The organism is Synechocystis sp. IPPAS B-1465, from assembly GCF_003015225.1.
Taxonomy (GTDB): Bacteria; Cyanobacteriota; Cyanobacteriia; order Cyanobacteriales; family Microcystaceae; genus Synechocystis.
Window position 1 is genome coordinate 398,146 of record NZ_CP028094.1, and the last position, 22,123, is coordinate 420,268.

General features: G+C 49.5%; 15 protein-coding genes. 10 read left to right on the forward strand and 5 right to left on the reverse strand.

The annotated features are described in order from the left end of the window. The first annotated feature begins 42 nt into the window (after nt 1–42). Nucleotides 43–216: a chlorophyll a/b-binding protein gene (locus C7I86_RS01950; RefSeq protein WP_010871578.1), complete on the forward strand. Its 174-nt coding sequence runs from the start codon at nt 43–45 to the stop codon at nt 214–216. A 79-nt stretch (nt 217–295) separates the two neighbouring features. Here C7I86_RS01950 and gloB read toward each other — a convergent pair whose 3' ends face one another. From gloB to C7I86_RS01965, 3 genes are all read right to left on the reverse strand, one after another. After that, entirely contained in the window at nt 296–1,069 is a 774-nt protein-coding gene (gloB, locus tag C7I86_RS01955) for a hydroxyacylglutathione hydrolase (RefSeq protein WP_010871579.1), read from the reverse strand. A 60-nt stretch (nt 1,070–1,129) separates the two neighbouring features. After that, entirely contained in the window at nt 1,130–2,455 is a 1,326-nt protein-coding gene (locus C7I86_RS01960) for a dihydroorotase (protein ID WP_010871580.1), read from the reverse strand. Nucleotides 2,456–2,574: 119 nt separating this feature from the next. Next, nucleotides 2,575–3,903: an ammonium transporter gene (locus C7I86_RS01965; RefSeq protein ID WP_010871581.1), complete on the reverse strand. Its 1,329-nt coding sequence runs from the start codon at nt 3,901–3,903 to the stop codon at nt 2,575–2,577. A gap of 241 nt (nt 3,904–4,144) precedes the next feature. Between C7I86_RS01965 and C7I86_RS01970 the strand changes: the two genes are divergently transcribed. Together C7I86_RS01970 and C7I86_RS01975 are read left to right on the forward strand one after the other, a co-directional pair. Then, complete coding sequence (locus C7I86_RS01970; RefSeq protein ID WP_010871582.1) at nt 4,145–5,287, forward strand: hybrid sensor histidine kinase/response regulator; 1,143 nt, start codon at nt 4,145–4,147, stop codon at nt 5,285–5,287. A gap of 119 nt (nt 5,288–5,406) precedes the next feature. Then, a complete protein-coding gene (locus C7I86_RS01975; RefSeq protein ID WP_010871583.1) occupies nt 5,407–6,282 on the forward strand; it encodes a universal stress protein in 876 nt (291 codons plus the stop codon). 117 nt (nt 6,283–6,399) lie between these two features. Here the strand turns inward: C7I86_RS01975 and C7I86_RS01980 are convergent, their stop codons facing one another. After that, the gene (locus C7I86_RS01980; protein ID WP_010871584.1) at nt 6,400–12,039 is read right to left on the reverse strand and encodes an ExeM/NucH family extracellular endonuclease; all 5,640 of its coding nucleotides are present in this window, start codon (nt 12,037–12,039) and stop codon (nt 6,400–6,402) included. Between the two features lie 130 nt (nt 12,040–12,169). Beyond that, entirely contained in the window at nt 12,170–16,399 is a 4,230-nt protein-coding gene (locus C7I86_RS01985; RefSeq protein WP_010871585.1) for a choice-of-anchor I family protein, read from the reverse strand. Between the two features lie 32 nt (nt 16,400–16,431). Here C7I86_RS01985 and C7I86_RS19365 point away from each other — a divergent pair, with 32 nt between their 5' ends. The 7 genes from C7I86_RS19365 (at nt 16,432) to C7I86_RS02015 (ending at nt 22,119) form a co-directional block, all read left to right on the forward strand. Next, nucleotides 16,432–16,557 (forward strand): hypothetical protein, encoded by a 126-nt coding sequence (locus C7I86_RS19365; RefSeq protein WP_255345277.1) that lies wholly within the window; start codon nt 16,432–16,434, stop codon nt 16,555–16,557. A gap of 168 nt (nt 16,558–16,725) precedes the next feature. Beyond that, nucleotides 16,726–17,259, forward strand: coding sequence for an adenylyl-sulfate kinase (gene cysC, locus C7I86_RS01995; protein ID WP_010871586.1), 534 nt, complete (start codon nt 16,726–16,728; stop codon nt 17,257–17,259). 157 nt (nt 17,260–17,416) lie between these two features. Beyond that, a complete protein-coding gene (locus C7I86_RS02000) occupies nt 17,417–18,100 on the forward strand; it encodes a MotA/TolQ/ExbB proton channel family protein (protein WP_010871587.1) in 684 nt (227 codons plus the stop codon). 110 nt (nt 18,101–18,210) lie between these two features. Further along, entirely contained in the window at nt 18,211–19,020 is an 810-nt protein-coding gene (locus tag C7I86_RS02005) for a biopolymer transporter ExbD (protein WP_010871588.1), read from the forward strand. 35 nt (nt 19,021–19,055) lie between these two features. Continuing rightward, complete coding sequence (gene rsmB, locus C7I86_RS02010; RefSeq protein WP_010871589.1) at nt 19,056–20,396, forward strand: 16S rRNA (cytosine(967)-C(5))-methyltransferase RsmB; 1,341 nt, start codon at nt 19,056–19,058, stop codon at nt 20,394–20,396. A 162-nt stretch (nt 20,397–20,558) separates the two neighbouring features. Then, on the forward strand, nt 20,559–20,981 hold the full coding sequence (locus C7I86_RS19030) for a TerB family tellurite resistance protein (protein WP_010871590.1): 423 nt from the start codon (nt 20,559–20,561) through the stop codon (nt 20,979–20,981). A gap of 34 nt (nt 20,982–21,015) precedes the next feature. Next, nucleotides 21,016–22,119 (forward strand): calcium/sodium antiporter, encoded by a 1,104-nt coding sequence (locus tag C7I86_RS02015; RefSeq protein ID WP_020861429.1) that lies wholly within the window; start codon nt 21,016–21,018, stop codon nt 22,117–22,119. Nucleotides 22,120–22,123: the final 4 nt, after the last annotated feature.

The window sequence follows — 22,123 nt, forward strand, 5'->3', positions numbered from 1 at the left end:
GGTAAAGAATTGTAAACTAAGTTAATTATCCCAGGAAATCCCATGAGTGAAGAACTACAACCGAACCAAACCCCCGTGCAGGAAGATCCCAAATTTGGCTTCAACAACTACGCGGAAAAGCTCAATGGCCGGGCTGCCATGGTGGGATTTCTCCTCATCCTGGTGATCGAATATTTCACTAACCAAGGGGTGTTGGCCTGGTTGGGACTGCGCTAGGGAGTTGGCTTATTGCTGCTTGCGTACAATCGAGATAGCTGATAGCTCTGCCTAAATCAGCTTATTTCCCGGCAAAAAGCTAGAAGTTGTCCTTCATGCCCCGGAGCTTGCCAAATACCCGAGCTGGCTCCGTCATTCCTACCCTAGCTTGAATAGCTGGATTGTCCCACCGCAGAAAGGGATTGGTGCGTTTTTCTGTGCCCAACCAAGATGGAATGGTGGCCTGGCCCCGTTGGCGATCGCCTTGCACTGTCTGGAACCGTTCCTGAAGATCCTTGTTGCTGGGGTCAACGGTGAGGGCAAATTTGAGGTTACCTAGGGTGTATTCGTGGGCGCACCACAGACGGGTTTGATCTGGTAGTTGGCGTAATTTGCCGATGGATTGCACCATCTGGGCGGGAGTGCCTTCAAACAATCGGCCACAGCCCCCAGCAAAAATGGTGTCACCGCAAAATAAATCCCCGATGGTTTCTCCTGACCCTGGAGCAAAATAGTAGGCAATGTGGCCCCTAGTGTGGCCTGGTACAAAATAAACTGTGGCTTCCCTATCAGCAAAACTGAGGCGATCGCCGTCTCGCAGAAACACCGTTTGGCCGGGAATACGTCCCTGATCTTCGACTCCCCCGTAAACTTCCAGATTGGGATATTTTGCTAACAGCTCTCGATTCGCTCCCACATGGTCCCCATGGTGATGGGTGTTATAAATGGTAACTAAATCGGCTCCTAAGGTTTCTAGACAATCCAATACAGGTTTAGCTTCCGCCGGATCCACCACTGCGGCCTGATTCCTCTGGCGATCATGGAGGAGGAAAATATAGTTATCGGCCAGGGCTGGTAAGCGGTGAATATCCATAATTTTTTTGTCTGATTAATCTCAGTGTTTGCCTGCAAGTATTTTAAAAAGCTGACCAAATTAACTTTCCCACGCCACCACTCGACCTTTTAAGCTGTGATTCCACCAAGGACTGTTGTAGGCGGAAGTTTGCAAAGTGCCCCTTTTTAGGGTCCAAGCCTGATCGGGATCAAACAAAATACGGGAATTACTAACTTCTGGTAAACCTAAGCATCGCCGGGGATTGGTGCTCAAAGCTCGCCACAATGCCATTGGAGTTATCAGATTTTTTTCCACTAACCCTTGCCATAAACAGGGCAAAACCAATTCATAACCGATCGCCCCGGGGGGAGTTTCCGCAAAGGTTTGGGTCTTTTCTTCGTAAGTGAAGGCTTGGTGGTCCACCGCAATGGCATCAATGACGCCGGATTTAACCCCTTCGATTAGCGCTAGCCGATCGCCTTCGTTACCCAGGGGAGGGTCAAAACGCAAATTGGGATCGTAGTGGGGAGTGTGGGGCGGTAAACCATGGGCGATCGCCTCATTACTGAGCAGGAGATGGTGCCAATTGACGCTGGCGGTGCAATTTAAACCCTGACTTTTAGCTTGGACAATTAATTCTACGCCCCGGGCGGTGGAAATTCGCATGAAATGCACGGGAGTCCCATAATGGGGCAACAATTCCAGCAAACTGGCGATCACCGCCGCTTCGGACATCACCGGATCCGGTGGCAGGCCCAACTGAATCGCCAAGGGCCCTTCCCGCATTACCCCATTTCCCCGCAGGGAAAGATTAAGGGGCACCAAAGCTAAAGGTTTGCCGGCTATGGCTCCATATTCCAAAGCCCGCTGTAGTAACCGCCAATCTTGAATTGCGCCCCCATCGCTGAAGCCAATTACCCCTGCTTGGTCTAGCTCTCCCCATTCCGTTAACTGCTTGCCCTGGTTCCCTTGGGTGACACTCCCCCACCAATGGCATTGGACTGGGGCCGAATCTGGCCGATTTTCCGCTTGAGGGTCTCCAGGGGGCTGATGGTGAGCATTGACCCCTTCTATCTGGTTTAACCGTTGCTTTAACCATTGCAAAGTTTGGGGTTGATCCAGGGGAGGATCGGTGTTGGGTAAAATAGCCACGTCCCCAAACCCACCGGCGATCGCCGTTTTCACCAATTGACTGAGGGTTTCCCTGTCTTCGTACCCAGGCTCACCACTGTAGCTGTACAGATCTGCCAAGCTAGGGGCCAAAAGCAAATTTTCTCCGGGTATAACCGCCGCATCCGCCGGTATCGGGTAAGAATCATCTTCAACGGCCACAATGGCCCTACCCCGTACTATTACCGTCACCCGTGTTTCCTTGCCCTGTATGGGATCTAAGCAACGAACCTGGGGTCGACATTGCGTTTCCATTTAACCTTTTAACCTCGGGGGAACGACGGCACAAAAATCCCCCTAAAATCCTAGCAAAGTTGGGCAACCTTTCCGGATTCTGGGGGTTAACTGTACTTTTGGGTTGAGCCAATCAGCGCCTAGTCTTCAAACGCAATCTCCACCCCTTTCTCGGTTTGACCATGTTCAACAATATCGAGCCCCACTTTTTCCTGGGACGGTTTTACCCGTAATATGCCCCAAAGATCCATGACGTAGAAGAGGAAAAACATGGTGATGAAGGCCCAAAAGGGAATCACCAAGGAGCCGACGATTTGAGCGCTAAGTTTATGTTCAACGTTGGTGCTAAAAATACCCACGGCGATACCGCCCCAAATGCCGCATAAACCGTGGACAGGCCAAGCGCCCACCCCATCGTCAATGCGTAGACGGTCCAACAGCTTAGTGCCCAGCACCGACAAAATGCCTGCCACTACACCAATGGCGATCGCCGACCAATTACTAACGGTGTCACAACCGGCGGTAATGCCCACCAAGCCGCCCAAAATACCATTCAGGGTTACCAGCAAATTAGGTTTGCGCTTATTCTCAGTAATCCAGTCAAAGGCCAAGGCCGCCAATCCCCCCGCTGCTGCGGACAGAGTGGTGTTCACCGCAATTAACATAGTTGTATTGGTATTTAAAGCCCCCACAAAGGCTAATTGACTACCGGGATTAAAGCCATACCAGCCCACCCAGAGAATAAACACCCCCAGGGAACTGGATGTAATCCCCTGATAACCCAGACTATTAATTTTGTTGCCCTCAAAACGACCAATACGAGGTCCCATTACCACCACCGCCGCCAGGGCTGCAAAGCCTCCCACGGAATGCACCAGAAGAGAACCAGCAAAGTCGTGGAAACCCAATTTATCAAGCCAACCCCCTCCCCACTTCCAATGGCCACTGATGGGATAGACCAACCCGGTAATCACGGCGGAGTAAATTAGATAGGCTTTGAAATACATCCTCCCCATCACCGCCCCGGACACAATGGTGGCCGCCGTAGCTGCAAAGGCTGCCTGGAACAACCAATCCACCTGGGGACTAAGCCCTTCGACATTATCCAGATTATTGGTGATGCCAAAGCCACCCCAGCCAAAAAAGCCGCCCAACACCGGGTTTTCGCCGTACATGAGGCTGTAGCCAAAAAGGAAATAAAGTAACACTCCCACACAAACATCAAAAGTGTTTTTAAACAGCACATTAACTGTGTTTTTGTGGGAAGACAGCCCGGCTTCCAACATGGCAAAGCCAGCCTGCATGAACAGTACTAAAACTGCTGCAGCTAGTAAGAATAGATTATTGATTGCATAGGTAACTTCTGCAATGGAAGTGGTTTCCGTTTGGGCTTGGGCCACCCCGACAAATAAAAATGCCAGCATGGCGCCCAGGACATAACGAGCAAGGGGAAAATTTTTCGGTTTCATCGCCTATACTAAATCAACTCCCTGGAAAAGTGAAATTTTTCTCAAGATGGCATCTTAGGAGGGAATGAATTGTTCACTGCCAACTTTTGTTACTGTTTGTCCACAATTTGCCGGCCCGGGAAAAGCAGTACTCTGATGATATTTGGGCTCCAATCTAGTGGAACGAGGAAGTGCACGGTACACTGAAAAAGAGGGGAATGAATCCTCTTCTGCAAAGCATTAGCATCGGCAGTAACGCTCTATGGGAACAGCTTCCCTTCTGGTGGCAGATGACGATCCCGATAATTTCGACGTTATCGATGCCCTCTTAGCGGACCAGGGTTATGAACTCAACTACGCCGATAGTGGCCAACGAGCTATTGACAATCTAGATACCTTTCAGCCGGACCTCCTGTTGCTTGATGTCATGATGCCGGGGCTAAGTGGCGTTGAAGTTTGTCGGATGATTCGTGCTTCGGCTCGGTGGCATGCCCTGCCAATTATTATGGTGACGGCCCTGGATAGTAAACTTAGCTTGGCTAATTGTTTGGCGGCGGGGGCAGATGATTTTATCTCCAAGCCCTTGAACGGATTGGAGTTACAGGCCCGTATCCAGGCCATGTTGCGACTGAAGCACCAGTATGATGCTTTGGGCAATTTGCTGCAACAACGGGAATCAATGGTGCACATGATTGTCCACGATTTACGCAATCCCCTCACTAATCTGATTTTGGGGATACAGGTTTTGCAGAGGAGTCATTCTGATGCTCCCTTGCCCCCGGAAAGACTTGATCGCCTGCTCCAGGCCGGGCAACAAATCCAGCATTTAGTGGATGATATGTTGGTGGTGTCTAAACAGGAACATGGCAAGATTCGTCTGGACTATCAAGAAGTCGACCTGTTGGCATTAATGGGGACTGTGCTGGATGATTACGAGGCGATCGCCAGCCAAAAACAATTAACCCTGGTACGGACATGGGAAAATAAGCCCTTAGTTGCAAAAATAGATCCCCCCATTTTTCAGCGTATTATTAGTAACTTGCTCAGCAATGCGATTAAGTTTTCCCCCACGGGCGCAAAGGTGGAGGTGGCGATCATAACGGAAGATAAGGATAAAGTCACCATCTGCTTCATTGACCAAGGGCCAGGTATTAAGGACGAACTTAAGCTCAAAATTTTTGAGCCCTATGAAGTGGGCACCATCATGCCCAACATTGCCCAAATTGGCTTGGGTCTGGCATTCTGTAAGATGATGAGCGAAGCCCATGGCGGTGCCATCACAGTCCAAGATAATCAGCCCAGGGGAGCGATGTTTTCCCTGACATTGCCCCAGCATCCTCCGGTGCCATTCGGTTGGATGCCCCATGACCAATGGAGAGGAGCAGCGGTGGATATCGGGAAATAAATGGGCCACAGGATCACCAAGGTCAATCTTGACCAAGGGCCAATGGGTTTAGATTAGATTGATTCACAATTTGACAAAAGTACTAGCAACAACCATGCCAGCGGAGGGCAGATTTTATTATGTTTAAGCATTGCCTCATTTGTACCGACTTTTCTGATGGACTACAACGACTAGCGGGCTTTGTAGAAGAACTTTCCCTCTCTGGCATCACTAAACTAATTTTTCTCCACACCGTCTCCGTTTGGGAGGATGAACACATAGCCGATGTGGACGAAAGCAAACTGAAGGAAGCCAAAACCTATCTGGAGTCCTTGGTGGGTCAGGTGCCTCCAGGGATAGAGGTCAAAGTAGAAGTATCCTCCGTGCGGTATGTGGACTTGGTAAACCAGTTGGTGGAGCAGGAAGCCATTGATCTGATTATTAATGGCATGCCGGTGCGGAGTAACTTAGAGTCAAAACTGTTCGGCAGCCATACCCTTTCCTTGGCGAAATCTACCAAAGTGCCGGTGATGATTTTACGCCCCCAATTGGTCAGCACTTACACCGTTGAAGAAATGGCTTTGCGGTGCCAACATCTCTGGCGCAATTTACTAGTGCCCTACGATGCTAGTTCTGCGGGTAATTATTTAATAGAAAGATTAAAAAGTGCCTTGGAAAAGGCTCCCCCCGGTAAGGTTGAGTCCTGTTACTTCCTCTCCATTTTGGAAGATGGTATGCGCCGTCCAGAACTGTTAGAAATCCGCCGTCAGGAGGCGGAAGCCAAGCTAGCGGAAATCAAACAACAATTTAGCCCCCTGGTGCCGAATATTATTACCGAAGTGCGCCATGGTAGCCCTGTGCAGGAAATTCTCGACACTGCCTTTGTCAATGACATTACGGCGATCGCCGTGGCCAGCCGCCGAGCTACGCTATTAGATTGGACAGTACCTAGTTTGACGGATAGTATTTTGAACCGCAGTTGGTTTCCCCTCCTGTTTTTCTCTCCCAAAGGTTAACCACAGTTAGAACGAACAGAGTCTAGCCTGCTGGATTTCCCGACATCACATATACGAAAAAATCCCCACCTCTGCAAAATTAGGAGTGGGGATATTACTTGTGGGAAAACTAGGAGCTTAAATTACAGCATTCAGATCAACACCAAAAATGCCAGCCTGGGCGATCGCCTGGGGAGAACCAGCTTCAAACACACTGGAGGAAATCCAGTTCCAGTCAGCACTAGAGTTCCAAACACCAATTTGATTAGTGTTGAGGTTTTGCCACAGCACTTGGTTAACCCCTTGTACAGTTTCCGCCGCTAGGGCTTGCCAGTTACCGAGGTTGTTGTCAAAGGCTTCCCCAAGGTATTTGATTGGTGTGGTTAAATCATCCCCAGATTGGACGTAGTAATTACCCAAGATGCCTTCCAGGAGAGTTGTAGAACCTTGGTTTTCCACGGTCGTCAGGCGATCGCCAAGGAGGTCATCGTTGTTGATGTCAATCTGGAAGGTAACTTCTGCTTCCAGAGTATTGAAGGAATTGGTAGGCCAAGTTTGCGAAGAAATCCAGTTCCAGTTGGAGTCGGCATTCCAAACACCAATCTGACCAAGGTTGGGATTTTGCCAAAGCACTTGATTGATGCCATTGACCGTTTCTGCTTCCAAAATTTGCCAATTGCCAAAGGTGCCACTGGCAAAGGGTTGATTGTTAAATTTAAGCTGTACTTCATCACCCCCAGGAAGTAGGACAAAGAAGAAGCCATTTTCGGCCATTACGCCAATTTCGTTGGCGATCGGCTCAACGGGGGAAGCAAGGTTAAGGCCGACAATTATGGGGTCATGGTCTGAGGAGCGATAGGGAACCGTACCATCAAAAATATTGACATCCCGCCCAAAGTCGAGGTTGTAGTCCAGGGCATCTGCTTCATCGGCGTTGATCCCCCATTCTGTTGCGCCAGTTACCTGTGCTGCCAAGCTAGCACTGGCAAAGGCATAGTCCAGGGTACCGGTTTGACCATCAAAGACATAGGACGTATTGGTCCCGCCACTGAACTGGGCCCCGAGATTGACATAACCAGCGCTTTCCAGAGCTTTAATGGGATCTTCCTGGGCGTAGGCATTATAGTCACCTAAAAGCAGATAATCCGAATCATTTACCCCGGTGGGATTGGTATTGAGCCATGTCACTAACTCCTGGGCAGCTTTGGTGCGGGTATCGTTCCAGAAGCCCTGACCATCATTTTGATCAGAATCGGGATTACCGGCATCGCCAGCAGTTAAACCGGAAGCACCTTTGGATTTAAAGTGATTGACCACTGCGGTGAAGGTTTCACCCGTAACTAAATCCCGGAAGGTTTGGGCCACCGTTGGACGGTTGCGGTTTTCGCCAGTGTTATTGGGGTCAAGGAAAGCCTGGGTATTTAAAATGGCAGCATCCCCGACCAGACTGACCGCACTAACTTTGTAAATCAGACCAACGGCGATCGCATCGGTGCCAAGAAACTGAGTACCGGGATTGACCCAATTGTAAGTTCCTGCGCCGGCCACCGCATTAAGCTCATTAACCAAGTTTTCAATAGCATTGCCACTGGAGCCGGGGAGAAAATCATTTTCTAGTTCCGCTAGGCCTAACACATCGGCATCGATCGCCAGTAAGGCGGTAACCAGTTTGTCCGTTTGGCGATCAAATTCCGCAGTGGTGTCTGCCCCACGGGGATCTTGACCAATGGCCGTGCTTACACCGGACAGGTCGATGGTCTTGAAGTAGTTGAGGACATTGAAGCCCGTTACCTTCAGGGAACCGCCAACATTTTCTGGTGTGACAGGGCGATCGTTCACCTTAGTAAACTGATTTGTCCCATCTACAGCAGAGCGCACCCGCCAAGTAGCTCCACTGGAAGCGTTACCTGCCCACTGGTAGCTGAGAACGCCAGTGAGGTTATTGATTGTGTCGCCCATGCGAATATCACTAGCGGTGCTGAAGCTGGAACCAAAACCATCCAGATTGCTAATTTCTGCGTTCTGCACACTCAGGCCATCATCGTAGGTAATGGTGCGAGCACCGATTTCCTCTCGGTATGCCCCATAGCCTGCCACATTAGCATCATTAAACTGGGTGAATTGTTGGGGACGACCGCCTTGGCTGAGTTTGATTTCATTAAAGCGATCGAGATTAAACATTTCCGTAATCGTCAGGGTATCAGTGAATTTCACCAACATCCCTTCAAAAGCTTCCAGATCGGGCTGGGGCGTTCCCCCCTGACTCTCGGTGGTACCGGCAGTGGGCAGGGTAATATTCGCAGCGGTCGGTAAGGTGTTGCCGGAACTAATTACCGTGATGTTGGTGATCGTATCAATCTGAGTTTCACCAAAGAATTCATCAACGGTTCCTGTAATTTGAACCTTGTCGCCAACGTTAACATCGGTAATGAAGTTGCCGTTCTCAAAGATGAAAATCCCTTCTGAAGTAGCAACATTCCCATCAACATCTGCATCTTCTTCCTGAACGTAGAAGCCCCGCAGATTGCGACTGATATCCCCATCTCCGTCTTGGAAGTCTCCCACCACGATCGCCTCAATCGTCACAACATTGTTGACTAAGGGACTCGCAGTACCAGTGCCTTGAATCTCATGGATTTTAACTATAGTGGGATCGACACCTGTGATGTAGATACTGGGGTTACCGATATCACCCCCCGTTGAGGCGTAGGAGTTTTGGGCATCATCTACTGAAGACAGCACCCAATCGGCATCAATTTCCTGATCTGCTAATTGGTCAGCCGATATCCAGCCACTGGAATTTTGAGTACGGATGGTGCCAGAAAAATCTTGATCTCCGTAGGTGAGACGATCTACTAAGTTACCGGTAGCATCGTACAGGTTAATTTCATCACTACGACCTAAATTTTGGCTAAGTCCTCCAATAATTTTAGCTGTTGCCGGCAAGTTCCAAGCTGTTCGGAATGTCTCGGCGTCTGCCTCCGTTAAAATCACCGACTCACCCGGTTGCACTACCCCAAAAGCACTCAGGTCAACTGAACCTGCAACTCGCCCACTGTCGGAAAAACTCCAACCTGTCATATCCACAGACGACGTATCAATGTTGGTAAACTCGATAAATTCGCCGTCAGCGCCAGAGTACATAAACTCAGTAATTTGGAGCCTGGAGACGGTAATGGGAGTGTCATTGTCCTCGATGTTTACCGTAGCGCTGGAGGCACTGGTAGCCACATCATAATTGGCTGTGTCCGTTAGGGTGATTACGATGGACTCTGTGGATTCGATAATCACGTCATCAATGGGATTAATCGAGATCTTGACTTGGGACTGACCCGCCGGAATCGTTACTGTTGTGGGATCAATGGCAGCGTAGTCCGTACCGTTAGCCGCATCGCCGCTAATGCTATAGGTCACATCCAAGGCGGTTGAGGTATCACCTGTGCGGAGAATGGTGAACTCCCCCGGAGTGGGGCCATTTTCGGAACCTGTAGCTCCTGTGGCTGCAATTCCCACCGTTGTATTTGAGCTGACAGAGCCGGCGATCGCCCCCGGGGAACCGTTTAAAATAACGCCTTCACCGGCATCAATCACACTGAAGGCTCCATTGCTACCCACGGTACTTAGGTTAGCGACGCTGGGGTTGCCGAGGGCATTATCGAATGTGCTAAAGGGAGAGGTGGATGGAGATGAGCCAAAGGTTACCCCTGTGATTAGTGAACCCGTGGCATCAAATAAATTAATCGCATCTCCACCAGTGCCCAAACCGGGCCCACCGTAGGTACCGATCGCCAAGCCAGCGGGGGCTGTCCCACCAAACCAAAGATCAATAAAGGCGGTGATCGTGTTGGCATCACCATCCACAAAGACCACCGATTGACCCGGGGCAATGTTGGTTACACCAGCAAGGGCGGAAGCATTGGCAAAGCTGGCGGAATCGTCATCAACCTTCCAGCCTGTGATGTCAATTGCATTGGCACCAGTATTGGTGACTTCAAACCAGTCTGCCCCCACAGAGCTATTACCACTGGACCAGGGTGCAACCTCAGAGATAATTAGGTCGGAAATTCCGGCAGTATTAGTAATATCAAGGGTGAAGGTGGTGATGGCATCGGGAGTATTGCCCAGGGTCGCATCATCCACGGCGATCGTCACTTCATAACTGGATTGGGTGGAAAAATCTAGAACAGTACCAGCCTTAAGGAACAACCCATTCCCGACAATTTCAAAGTTGCTAGCATCGGCTCCCGATAAACTCAACGTATTGGTTCCCAGGGAATCATCACCAATAATAATATTGCCGAGTTTAATCGCCGAGGTGGTATTAGCATTTTCCAATAAATTATTTACTCCATTGGCCACACTGACCGTCACCGGAGCCGCATTGTTGAAGACATAGTCCGCAGGGGCATAAACCCACACTTGGGGATGATTCCCATCGCCGCCGCCGCTTTCACTGGTGATGTAGAGCAGGCCATCATTGTCTAGGGTTACTCCCTCAAAACCTTGGTTTGTGACCGATAGGGGGTTATCGGCATCGGCATTAATCACCAATTCACTCAGGATATTACCGGAGCGATCAACTTCCACCAACCTGCCATCTTCCTGACCCAGCACCAGCAAATTGTTGGCGATCGCCCCACTGACAAAGCTGGAATTAGCCAGGGCAAAGACATCGGCAATATCGGTCATCCCGAGGAGAGCCGGATCAAATAAATTGCTGGAGTCCTGTGTGGTAGGAGAACCATTGCTGGCTGTACCGGCACCGAAATCAATGGTGGTTTGGAAAATGCCTTGGGGATTAACTTCCTTGACGAAAATAAAACCACCGGTTACGGGATCTTTGGAAACTCCTTCTAAACCAATGTTGCCCACCGTGGTGCCCAAGGTGACCGCCTGGACATCGGCCCGGCTTAGGGTTCCTCCCGCCGCATAGGTAAATAGATTGGCTTGGCGTAGCCGCTCTTCCACCAGCACAAACTGACCATTGCCCACGTAGGTTAATCCTTCGGGGTCAGCAAAGTCCCCCGCCGTCAAGGTCATGGAGCTTATCAGTTGACCTCGCTTATCAATCTCAACGATCGCCGTTCCTTCATCCCCCAACACAAAAAGGGTGTTGGTATCGGGATTGTAGGTAATGGCGGAAACCTCCAGGGCTAGCTCACTGCCAGCAGGGGGGGCCACTGTCCGGGTGGGAACAGGGAGGTCATAGCGACCAATGCGGACATAGGTAGACAAGTCTAGTCCATTAGTTCCACCAGCACTAAAACTGGCGATCGGCCAAGATGGTGTAGCAGTTGCATTCACATTTGCCGCGTCATCATCCAGGGCATCTACTCCACTAAAAGTCCACTCAGACGCATTGAAAGTGCTGCTCGGAAGGGCGCCATTGTTGCGATAGGCCCAACCGTCAAGGTGTTCCCAGGGCCTGCCAGTACCGTCTATACCAATTTCGCCAAATACATCAACAATTGAACCATTTTCAAAAAGAATTATTGTATCGTCCCCATTTATATTCGCTACACCATCGGTAAAGTTGGGATTAAACCCAAAAAAGCTATTAAATCCTGATGTCTCACTGGCAACGTAAATGTAATCCCCTGCCGTTGCAGAGCCGGAGAGGGTAAATTCTGGGCCGGTGCTCGCATTGCCATTGGTGGCGGCTTCAATGCCATACATACTGAGATCGGCAATGTCAGCTAGGACGTATAACTCGATCGCCTTCGGGAGTCCACCGGGCAGTGGTCCGTCAATAATACCGGTAATAATTAAGTTAGACACGTCAAAAATCTCCTCCAATAGTAGTCAAGTTCTAAGTGAAAATGTCAGTTAATGTGGGCAAAACGGAAAACTCCCTGGTTATTAAGCTAAAAATGCTTGCCAGGGAGTATGGCTCTAATCGTTTTGATGATTAGACTAAAACGGAGTCAGCCGTGGTTAGGACGGTAGTTGGGATACCAAAAATTTCAGCTTGGGCGATCGCCTGGGGAGAACCAGCTTCAAATACATTGGAGGAAATCCAGTTCCAATCAGCACTAGAGTTCCAAACACCGATTTGGTTGGTGTCGAGATTTTGCCACAGCACTTGATTAACCCCTTGTACAGTTTCCGCCGCTAGGGCTTGCCAGTTACCGAGGTTGTTGTCAAAAGCCTCCCCTAGGTATTTGATTGGTGTGGTTAAATCATCCCCAGATTGGACGTAGTAATTACCCAAGATGCCTTCCAGCAGACTGACGTTGCCCTGGTTTTCCACGGTCGTCAGGCGATCGCCAAGGAGGTCATCGTTGTTGATGTCAATCTGGAAGGTAACCTCTGCTTCCAGAGTATTGAAGGAATTGGTAGGCCAAGTTTGCGAAGAAATCCAGTTCCAGTTGGAGTCGGCATTCCAAACACCAATCTGACCAAGGTTGGGATTTTGCCAAAGCACTTGATTGATGCCGTTGACCGTTTCTGCTTCCAAAATTTGCCAATTGCCAAAGGTGCCACTGGCAAAGGGTTGATTGTTAAATTTAAGCTGTACTTCATCGCCCCCAGGAAGTAGGACAAAGAAGAAGCCGTTTTCGGCCACTACTCCAATCTCATTGGCGATTGGGTCAACGGGCCCAGTGGAATCAATAACAGTATCCACACGGAAGGCTAGATTTTGGATTCGGACATCAAATTCCGGGGAAGTGTCTGCCTGATTAAATGCAGTCTCCAGGCTATTGAAGTTGGCTGCTAAATACTCCGCTAGGACATCTTGCTCGGAACCATCGGGGGCAAAGGTGGCCAGGCCGGTGCGGGGAGCATCCGCTGGCAGAACCAAATCCACCAAATCAACAGATTCACCACTGGGGAAAGGATAGCCATCACCACCATTGGCCAAAAATCCCAGGGTGACCATGCGGAAGGTGCGGCTAGGATCTCCGACCAATTCACCATTACGCACAACAACATCCAGGTCATTGCCGGCCTCATCTTCGATCGCCAGGGAAAGAACACGATCGCCAGGGGCACGGTTGAGGTCAAAACTGAAGGCAAAGCCACTGACTTGGGGAAAACGACCCTGTTGGTTGGTGCCATCACTGGCCGCTACCCCGTGTTCCACCAGGGCTAATAATTCAGCCGCAGTAACGGTGATCAAGCTCAAGCCATTGTTAAAGCTAAGGGCATTGGCAATGTCGGTTTCAGAAATACCGCCTGCGGGTTTAACAATATTGCCCTCTGCATCGGTAACAGCTTCGTTGGGAAGTCGCTCTGGTTCTCCGGTACCGCCGGTGGGGACTAGAATCCGACCGATATCATCCCGAATACCGCCCCCATTTTTCAGGGAGATAACCACAGAGGAATCGATGGTTTTGGCGATCGCCAGGTTGGCATCGGCGGTGAGGTTGCCTAAGTTGGTTTCCTGTTGGCGAATGGCCGGGCGTGAACCTTCAAGATAGACATTACTAACGCCAAAGACATTACTTTCCTTGGCAACAATGACTTCCCGCAGTTGGTCGACAATGGCTTGAATTTCTGGGTCGATCAATCCAGCGGCATTGAGATCCGCTACCCCTTGGTCGTCGGTGGCGTAGGCTCCACTGATATTGGGATCATAGCTCTCAGGAATAATGATCCCGTTTTCATTGAAGTCAATGACTAAGCGACCAAGATATTTGTAGTTACCATCGGTGTTGACCACTGCTACAGGGTTACCGTCGGCATCGGTTTTGATAATAGGGTAAATACCTTGGGCACTGTCCCCAGCCCGGAGGCGATCGTTTTCATCCAACAGACGGGTGTTGGAACCACCGGCTACAATGATGTCAACATGCTTCAACCGAACAGCTAATTCCTGCTCAATGGCAATTTGTTGCATGTGGGCCAGAAGCACCACTTTATTCAGACCGGGATTAGCAGCGAGTAACCCATCAACGTCCGCTTGAATTTCCGCCGCCAAAGCATCTAGCTGTTCAGGGGTTGGAACACCGTTAAAGGGTTGAGGATTAACCGTTACGCCACCGGGGCTAGAAATAGTAGTAATGGTGGGGGTAGTGGCCCCGACAATGCCAATTTTTTCGCCATTGACATCAATTACCGTAGTGGCGGCGATGCTGTTGGGCTGAGGGGCTTGATGGTCAGGCACCACTAAACCAGAAAGATTGCCATCGGTGGTGAAATCAAGGTTACTGCTCAGGTAAGGGAAGTTAGTACCGGGGAAGTTATCTTCACCATTACCACCGATCAAATCCTGGATTAATGCCGTCCCCAAATCGAATTCATGGTTACCAAAGGCGATCGCCTGGAATCCTAATTCGTTTTGAATCAAAATATCGGCCCGACCCACACCGCCAAACACATCTTCCGAAGCGGATAGGAACAAACCAGGAATGTAGGCATCGCCGGAGGAGAGAATCAAGGTGTTGGCAAAGCCCGCAGTACCGTCATTATCAATGTCTTGCTGGACAAGAGCATTGAGTACAGCGGAAAAACGGGGAATATCATCCAATGCGGGAACTCCGGCTTCTTGGTCAGCAGCATGGAATAACTGCAACCGGAAGGGCTGGGGAGTAGGTACGTTAACTTCAAAAACAGCAGTCGTGTTGCTAACCTCATTAGTCACCACCAGCAATGGTTTGCCATTGGGACTATCGGCGGCATTAATGAAAATCAATCCTTCTGGGCCGGAATCGGTCAGATTGGACTCAGGATCAACAGTAAAGTCCCGGGGGTTAATATATTGAACAAACTCAGGGGATTGGGGGGTGGTCACGTCATAAACCATCACACCGCCAATGCGCTCTAGCCCCACAAAGGCGTAGGTACGGCCATCAATGGTGCCCACTGTTACCCCTTCCGGTTCGGGGCCTTTATTATCACTACGATTGTCTAGGTCATTATTGTCGTTACTGGCATTGAAAAAGTCGGGGATGGCTTCGGCAATAATGCGCTCAAAATCTTCGCCACTGTCGTAAACCAAATTGCCGCTGCTGTTCCAAATGGAAAAGGAACGAGAACCATAGACATAAAGTTCATCAAAATCCCCGTCCCCATCGGTGTCCCCTAACTTGGTGGTTACCGTCAGACGGCCAATGGCGGGATCGGCCTGCAACTCAGCGGCATTGGGAAAGGCGATGGGATCTAGAACTAAATCTTTAATCCGGGCCTCTTCAATAAAAATATCTCCTTCGCCATCAAAGGGAGGGGGTAAAAGGTCATCATCAGAGGGACGATTGCGGGCATCCCCTTCGTTGGCAGTGATGTAATAGGTCTGGTCACCAACGGCGAAAGAAGCAATGCTATCGGGCATGTACATCCCGAATATGGGCCAGTTTTGAATATTGATCCCACCATCACGATCACTGGCATCCAATCCATTACCGGGCAAGCTATGGTCTTTAAAACCGAGGGGCAAAATCGCTTCCACGGTGGTGGTGGCAATATCAATTAGAGCGACAGAGTTATTCTCCTGTAAAGTTACCCAGGCTTTGGTTCCATCACCGCTGAAGGCAATATATTCGGGCTCTAAATCCTCCGCTACGGTACTTTCTCGGACAACGTTACCGTCAGCATCAAAAATTTGCCCCAAAAATCTGACGCCGGCGGATTGTAATTCGGCTTTTTGAGCATTAAAACCGTCAAAAGTGGCATTCTGGGCAACTAAATTAGTAAATCCCCCGGTAATATCAACAATACTTACTGAACCAACGGGGTCAACTGTGTAGCTTTCGTTAGGTTCCCCTTCGTTGGCAGTCAAAATTTTGGTTCCATCAGGGCTGAAGGTAACCATGTCCGGCAGAAAGCCCACTGAGACTTTGCCCAAAAAAGCCCCTGTGGTTGCATCAAAAAACTGCACTTGACCAGCTTCTTGGTTATTCAAATCATCTCGAATTGCCAGAGATACAGCCACAATTCCCGCACTGGGAGTGCCGGCCTTACCCACTGCCACACTGTTGGGCACAGGACTGAAACCAGGGGGAATGCCATCGAAATTTAGGGCTAAATCTTCAATCTTGACGGGGTTAGTGGGGTCGGCTAAATCTAGAATTTCAATCACGTCACCGGCGACCACAAATAGGCGCTTAGTACCGGGGTCGAAGGCGGGAATTTCTGCCCCGTTGCTACTGGCAAAGCCGCCAATTTTGCTAATCAAACTAACGCCGCTGTTAATGGTCATAATTGCTTTAGAAATTTCTCAATCAGGAAAAAGTGGGGCAAAACCTTCAATCGGTGCTGGCGATCGCCAACGGACAGCAAAATTCCCCATCGGTGAAGGACGATCACTTGGCCCCGCTCCAGTTTTTCATAGAGAAATTAAGAAAAACTTATGGTTAGACTATGAAAAGGTTAAGCAAATTTGCTAACTCTAGGGAAAGTTGAAGTAAAACCGCCATTGTCAACGGGGAACGAAAAAGCTAAGCTCAAGGGCGGCACTTTACTGTGCAAATTCTGCGAAAAATCCTCGGCGGGATCGACAATTTTTGAAAAATTCCTAGATTATCTATGCAACAACGTGGCGTAACAATTTGGTTAACGGGACTGAGTGGAGCGGGGAAAACCACTATTACCCACGCATTGGAAAAGAAATTACGGGACAGCGGTTACCGTCTGGAAGTGCTAGACGGTGATGTAGTGCGTACCAACTTGACCAAAGGACTCGGTTTTAGCAAGGAAGACCGGGACACCAATATTCGCCGTATTGGTTTTGTGTCCCATTTGCTCACCCGCAACGGTGTGATCGTCTTGGTTTCCGCCATTTCTCCCTACGCAGCCATCCGTCAGGAAGTGAAACACACCATTGGGGATTTTCTCGAAGTGTTTGTCAATGCGCCCTTGGCTGTTTGCGAGGAGCGGGATGTGAAGGGTTTATATGCCAAAGCCCGCAGTGGAGAAATTAAAGGTTTCACTGGCATTGATGACCCCTATGAGCCCCCCACCAATCCCGATGTGGAATGCCGCACCGACCTAGAGGAACTGGATGAAAGCGTGGGCAAAATCTGGCAGAAGCTAGTAGATCTAAAATATATCGAGGGCTAAGGCGAACTTAACACCGGTCAATCTCTCTAGGTGGGAGAATGCTTGCGTTAGGATTGTCTGTGGTTAAGCCCGATCGCCAAGGGATTAGTCCCTTATTTCCCCGTAAAGTTGAATACTTTTCTAGTCGCACATATTGCAATGGAGGCAATGAATAGCAGTGAATCCCATTGAGTTGATGCAAAAGGGCGGCGTGGCCATGTGGCCCCTGCTTCTCCTATCGATTTTGTCCGTCAGCACCATCATCGAGAGGTTGTGGTTTTGGGGCCAAGTCATTCTCAAAAGCTCCCAAACGGCTTCCCGTATTTTAGACACGGCGGCCCGGGATTGGGATACGGCCATTCGAGTCGCCCAGGACAGTCGTCGTTTTCCCATTGCTAAATATCTGTTGGCTCCATTGCGTTTGCCCCACCCAGACCCAGAGGTTTTTCACCTGGCGTTGGAGTCGGCGGCGGACGATCAATTGGCTCTCATGCGGCGGGGAGACAAAATTCTGGAAGCCATTATTGCCCTGTCCCCCCTATTGGGACTGTTGGGTACCGTGTTGGGTTTGATCCAATCCCTTAGTTCCATCCAAATTAGCGATTTGGGTACAGCTTCCACCGCTGGAGTCACCCTTGGTATTGGGGAAGCACTGATTTCCACAGCGGCCGGTTTGATCATAGCCATTGTTAGTTTGGCCTTTTACCGTGTGTTTCAGGGGCTATGGTTCAACCAAATGCGAGTCTTCCGTAAAGTAGGCAGTGAACTAGAGGTGCTCTATCGCCAACGCTGGTTTGAAGAGGAAATGGCCTACGATGACGGCCTAACCCCCAGCCCGGAAGCGGAAAGTTTGCCCCAATAGTTTTGCTGGAATCAACTTTTCCAGGCTTGTTAGGATTGGGGAGGTTGATTGAGCCTATTTTTAGGCATCTTCCCCAGGATTGAGTCCGGTTTTTTCTCCTTCCCATCACCATGGCATCTTCCCCTAAAGCCCCCAAGTCCCACCGTAAATTCCAGTCCATTTACCATCCCACCCGTCCCCTGTCCCTCTGGCAGGATAACCAACATGACCAGGGGGAAGTGCGCATTGAGATTATTCCCCTGATTGACGTTGTTTTCTGTATTCTGACCTTTTTTATCCTGGGGGCGGTGGGGCTATCCCGACAACAAGCCATTAGTTTAGATTTACCCCGAGCTAGCACTGGGGCTCCCCAAATGCGGGAAATGTTTATGGTGAGCCTGGACGATCTGGGGCAACTTTATGTGGAAAAACAGCCGGTAAGCCAGGAGCAGATGGTTAGTGCCCTGCAAAATTATCACCAATACAATCCCAGCGGTTTGATTGTGCTCCATGCTTCCCGCAATGCCAGTTATAACGATGTGGTGCAATTACTGGATACTCTGCGAACCGTGGGCGGCGATCGGGTGGCTTTAGCGACTTTACCCGGCGATGGCCAAACTCCCTCGGGCATGAACCCCAATAGCTTTAATAATCCTAATTTGGGATTACCGGGCATGACTCCGGGCAACGCATTCCCCAATGGTGCCAATCCGGGAATGTCCAATTTTAATAACTCGAATCCTGGGGGTTCCGGTGCGGGCGTCCCTAATTTTAGTAACACTCCCTTACCAGGTATGCCCGATGCCAATGGCAATGTGTCTCCCAATCCTGGTATGAATCCTGGTTTTCCCGGTGGAGGCGCCATGAGCCCTGACCCCAACTCCCAATCGCCCAATTTACCTGGGATGGGTAACACCGTGCCCAGTGCCCCCCAACAGTAATTGATTGATAGTAATTGGCTGAAACTGCATTGCCTATGATTTCGGCTCGACAATTGGCCTTTTTGATTCTGCGAGACATCAATCGCCGGGATAGTTACACTGATGTGGCCATTGACCGGGCTTTGCAAAAACATCCATTGTCTCCCCCCGATCGCCGTTTTTGTACGGAATTGGTGTACGGAGTGGTACGCAGACAAAGAACCCTAGACTGTTTAATTGAACAACTTGGCGATCGCCCCATTGGTAAGCAACCTCCGGATTTAAGACGGATTGTGCAACTGGGACTATATCAACTGCGTTACCTAGACCAGGTACCGGCTTCAGCGGCGGTCAATACCGGTGTGGATTTGGCCAAGGCCAATGGCTTAAAGGGATTAAGTAAAGTTGTCAACGGTATGTTGCGTCGCTACCAACGGGCGGAGGAACAGGGAAAGAACATTTTAGACCAGGAAAAAATCAGTTTGGGGGAGCAATATAGTTTTCCCGATTGGTTAATGGAGTTATTCGAGCAAACCTGGGGCAAGGCAGAAACGGAATCTCTCTGTGCCTATTTCAATCAAAATCCTTCCCTAGATCTACGCATTAACCCGTTAAAAACTAGCAGAGTAGAAGTGGCCCAAAGCCTAGCGGAACTTAATCTAACCACCACGGCAATGGCAGGTTTGCCCCAGGGTTTAAGATTGGGCGGAAAAACCGGGGCCATCACCCAACTGCCAGGGTTTGCGGAGGGTTGGTGGACAGTGCAGGATGCCAGTGCCCAATGGGTGGCCCAAATCCTTAATCCCCAACCGGAGGAAACTATTTTTGATGTTTGTGCGGCCCCCGGCGGCAAAACCACCCACATAGCCGAGTTGATGGGAGATCAAGGACAAATTTATGCTGGCGATCGCCATGGTTGGCGGTTACAAAAATTGGCCGTTACCCAACAAAGATTGGGACTAACCAGCATTAAAATTTGGGAAGGAGATTTAACTCAACCGGGAGTCAAACCTCCTGTGGAATTGGTGGATCGAGCTTTGCTGGATGTGCCCTGTTCTGGCCTAGGAACTCTCCATCGCAATCCGGACCTGCGGTGGCGACAAACTCCCGCTACCATTGCCACCCTTCTGCCCCTCCAGCAGGCTCTATTAAAGGCGATCGCCCCTCTAGTGAAATCCGGTGGCACCCTGGTTTACTCCACCTGCACCTTGAATCCGGCGGAAAATGAAGCTCAGATTGAACGGTTTTTGCAAGATCATGAAGATTGGCGATCGGAGCCTTTTGAGTGGACTAGTCCCCAAGGTCAAACTAACTCGGTAACATCAGGGATGCTGACTATCTTGCCCCATCACCACCACCAAGATGGTTTTTTCATTGCAAATTTGAAGAAAGCTTAACAATCCTAACGGCGATCGACTCTTCCCCCCCACAATAGAAACAGTGAATCAAAATTCTGGCCAGGGGATCAACGCCTCAAAAGTAATATATGGGACTTATTTCTTGGTCGGGAACTTTAGCTGAGTTAACTGTACCATTCCATCCCTGGGGGGTAATGCGCCATGACAAAAACTGCTAAAACTAAACAACTACTCAAAATTCTGATTGGGGCCGCCTGGCTAGATGGGGTAATCGAAGTCGAAGAAAGGCAATATCTACGCCGCTTAGCGGCAGGATATGAACTAGAAAATGATCTGGAATTACAGACCCTTTTGTCAGAACTAAAATCCGTAGAAGCACCCCAATGTTATGCCTGGGTAAATGAGTATTTAGGAGATTATCCCAGTGAGCAGGAATATTCCGAATTGCTAGAAGCATTAAGTGGTCTGCTCTATAGTGACGGCGATATTCAAACCCAAGAAGCCCAGTTGCTTGCCTCCCTGCAGGAATCAGATCCTGGCCATGGCCACCCCAAATCGTCCCTTGATAAATTTCTCGGTAAGGTCCAGCGGCTTTACCTTCGGGCCGTACAAAAGGCAGGTTAGGTTTTTTCACTTGGGCTTATTGAGAGCAAACATGATGACTTGGTTGACCATTCCGTTTTTAATTCTGGGGTTAGGCATTTTAGTGGCGGGGGCAGAAATTTTAGTCAAAGGGGCTTCCCGCATTGCCTTGATGGCGGGGCTTTCTCCCTTAATTATTGGTTTAACCATTGTGGCCTACGGTACGAGTATGCCGGAAATGGTGGTTAGTCTCCAAGCGGCGATCGCCGGCCAGGCCGATATTTCCATTGGCAATGTGGTGGGCAGTAATATTTTCAATGTGTTGTTGATACTGGGGGTCTGTTCCATCATTACACCCCTTATTGTGGCCCAACAGTTAATTCGCTTAGATATTCCCATTTTGATTGGGGTCTCTGGACTGTTGCTAATGTTTGGTTGGGATGGGCAAATTAGTCGAGTTGATGGCGTAATTTTAGCCAGTGGAGCCATTCTCTACACAACTTTTCTGATCCGGCAAAGTAAAAAAGAAAATAACCCCGATGTCACCGAAGAATACCTCAAAGAATTTGGGGAACCTGTGCCTAAAACCGGCAAACAGATATTCATTCAAATTGCTTATGTTGTAGGGGGCGTTGCCCTGCTTGTGTTGGGGTCTAGCTTATTAGTGAAAAGCTCCGTGGCCATTGCCAAAAGCCTAGGCATCAGTGAATTAGTAATTGGTTTAACCCTAATTGCGGCGGGGACTTCTTTGCCAGAATTGGCCACTTCTGTAGTGGCTAGTTACCGGGGGGAGCGGGATATTGCGGTGGGTAATGTGGTGGGCAGTAATATTTTTAATATTTTGGCCGTATTGGGTTTTGCCGCCATTTTTTCCCCCAACGGTATCCAGGTTTCTAACTCTGCTTTTAACTTTGATATTCCTGTGATGTTTGCCGTTGCCCTAGTTTGTTTGCCTGTCTTTATTACCGGCAGATTAATTGACCGCTGGGAGGGCTTTTTATTCCTGTTCTATTACATTGCCTACACTGCCTATTTGGTGCTTGATGCTACCCACAATCAGAATTTACATATATTTAATAATGTGATTCTTTTTGTGGTTATTCCCGCAACGGCGATCGCCCTAGGACTATCCCTTATCCCCGATTTAGTGAGGGGGAAAAAAAACGATACCGGAATCTAATTTC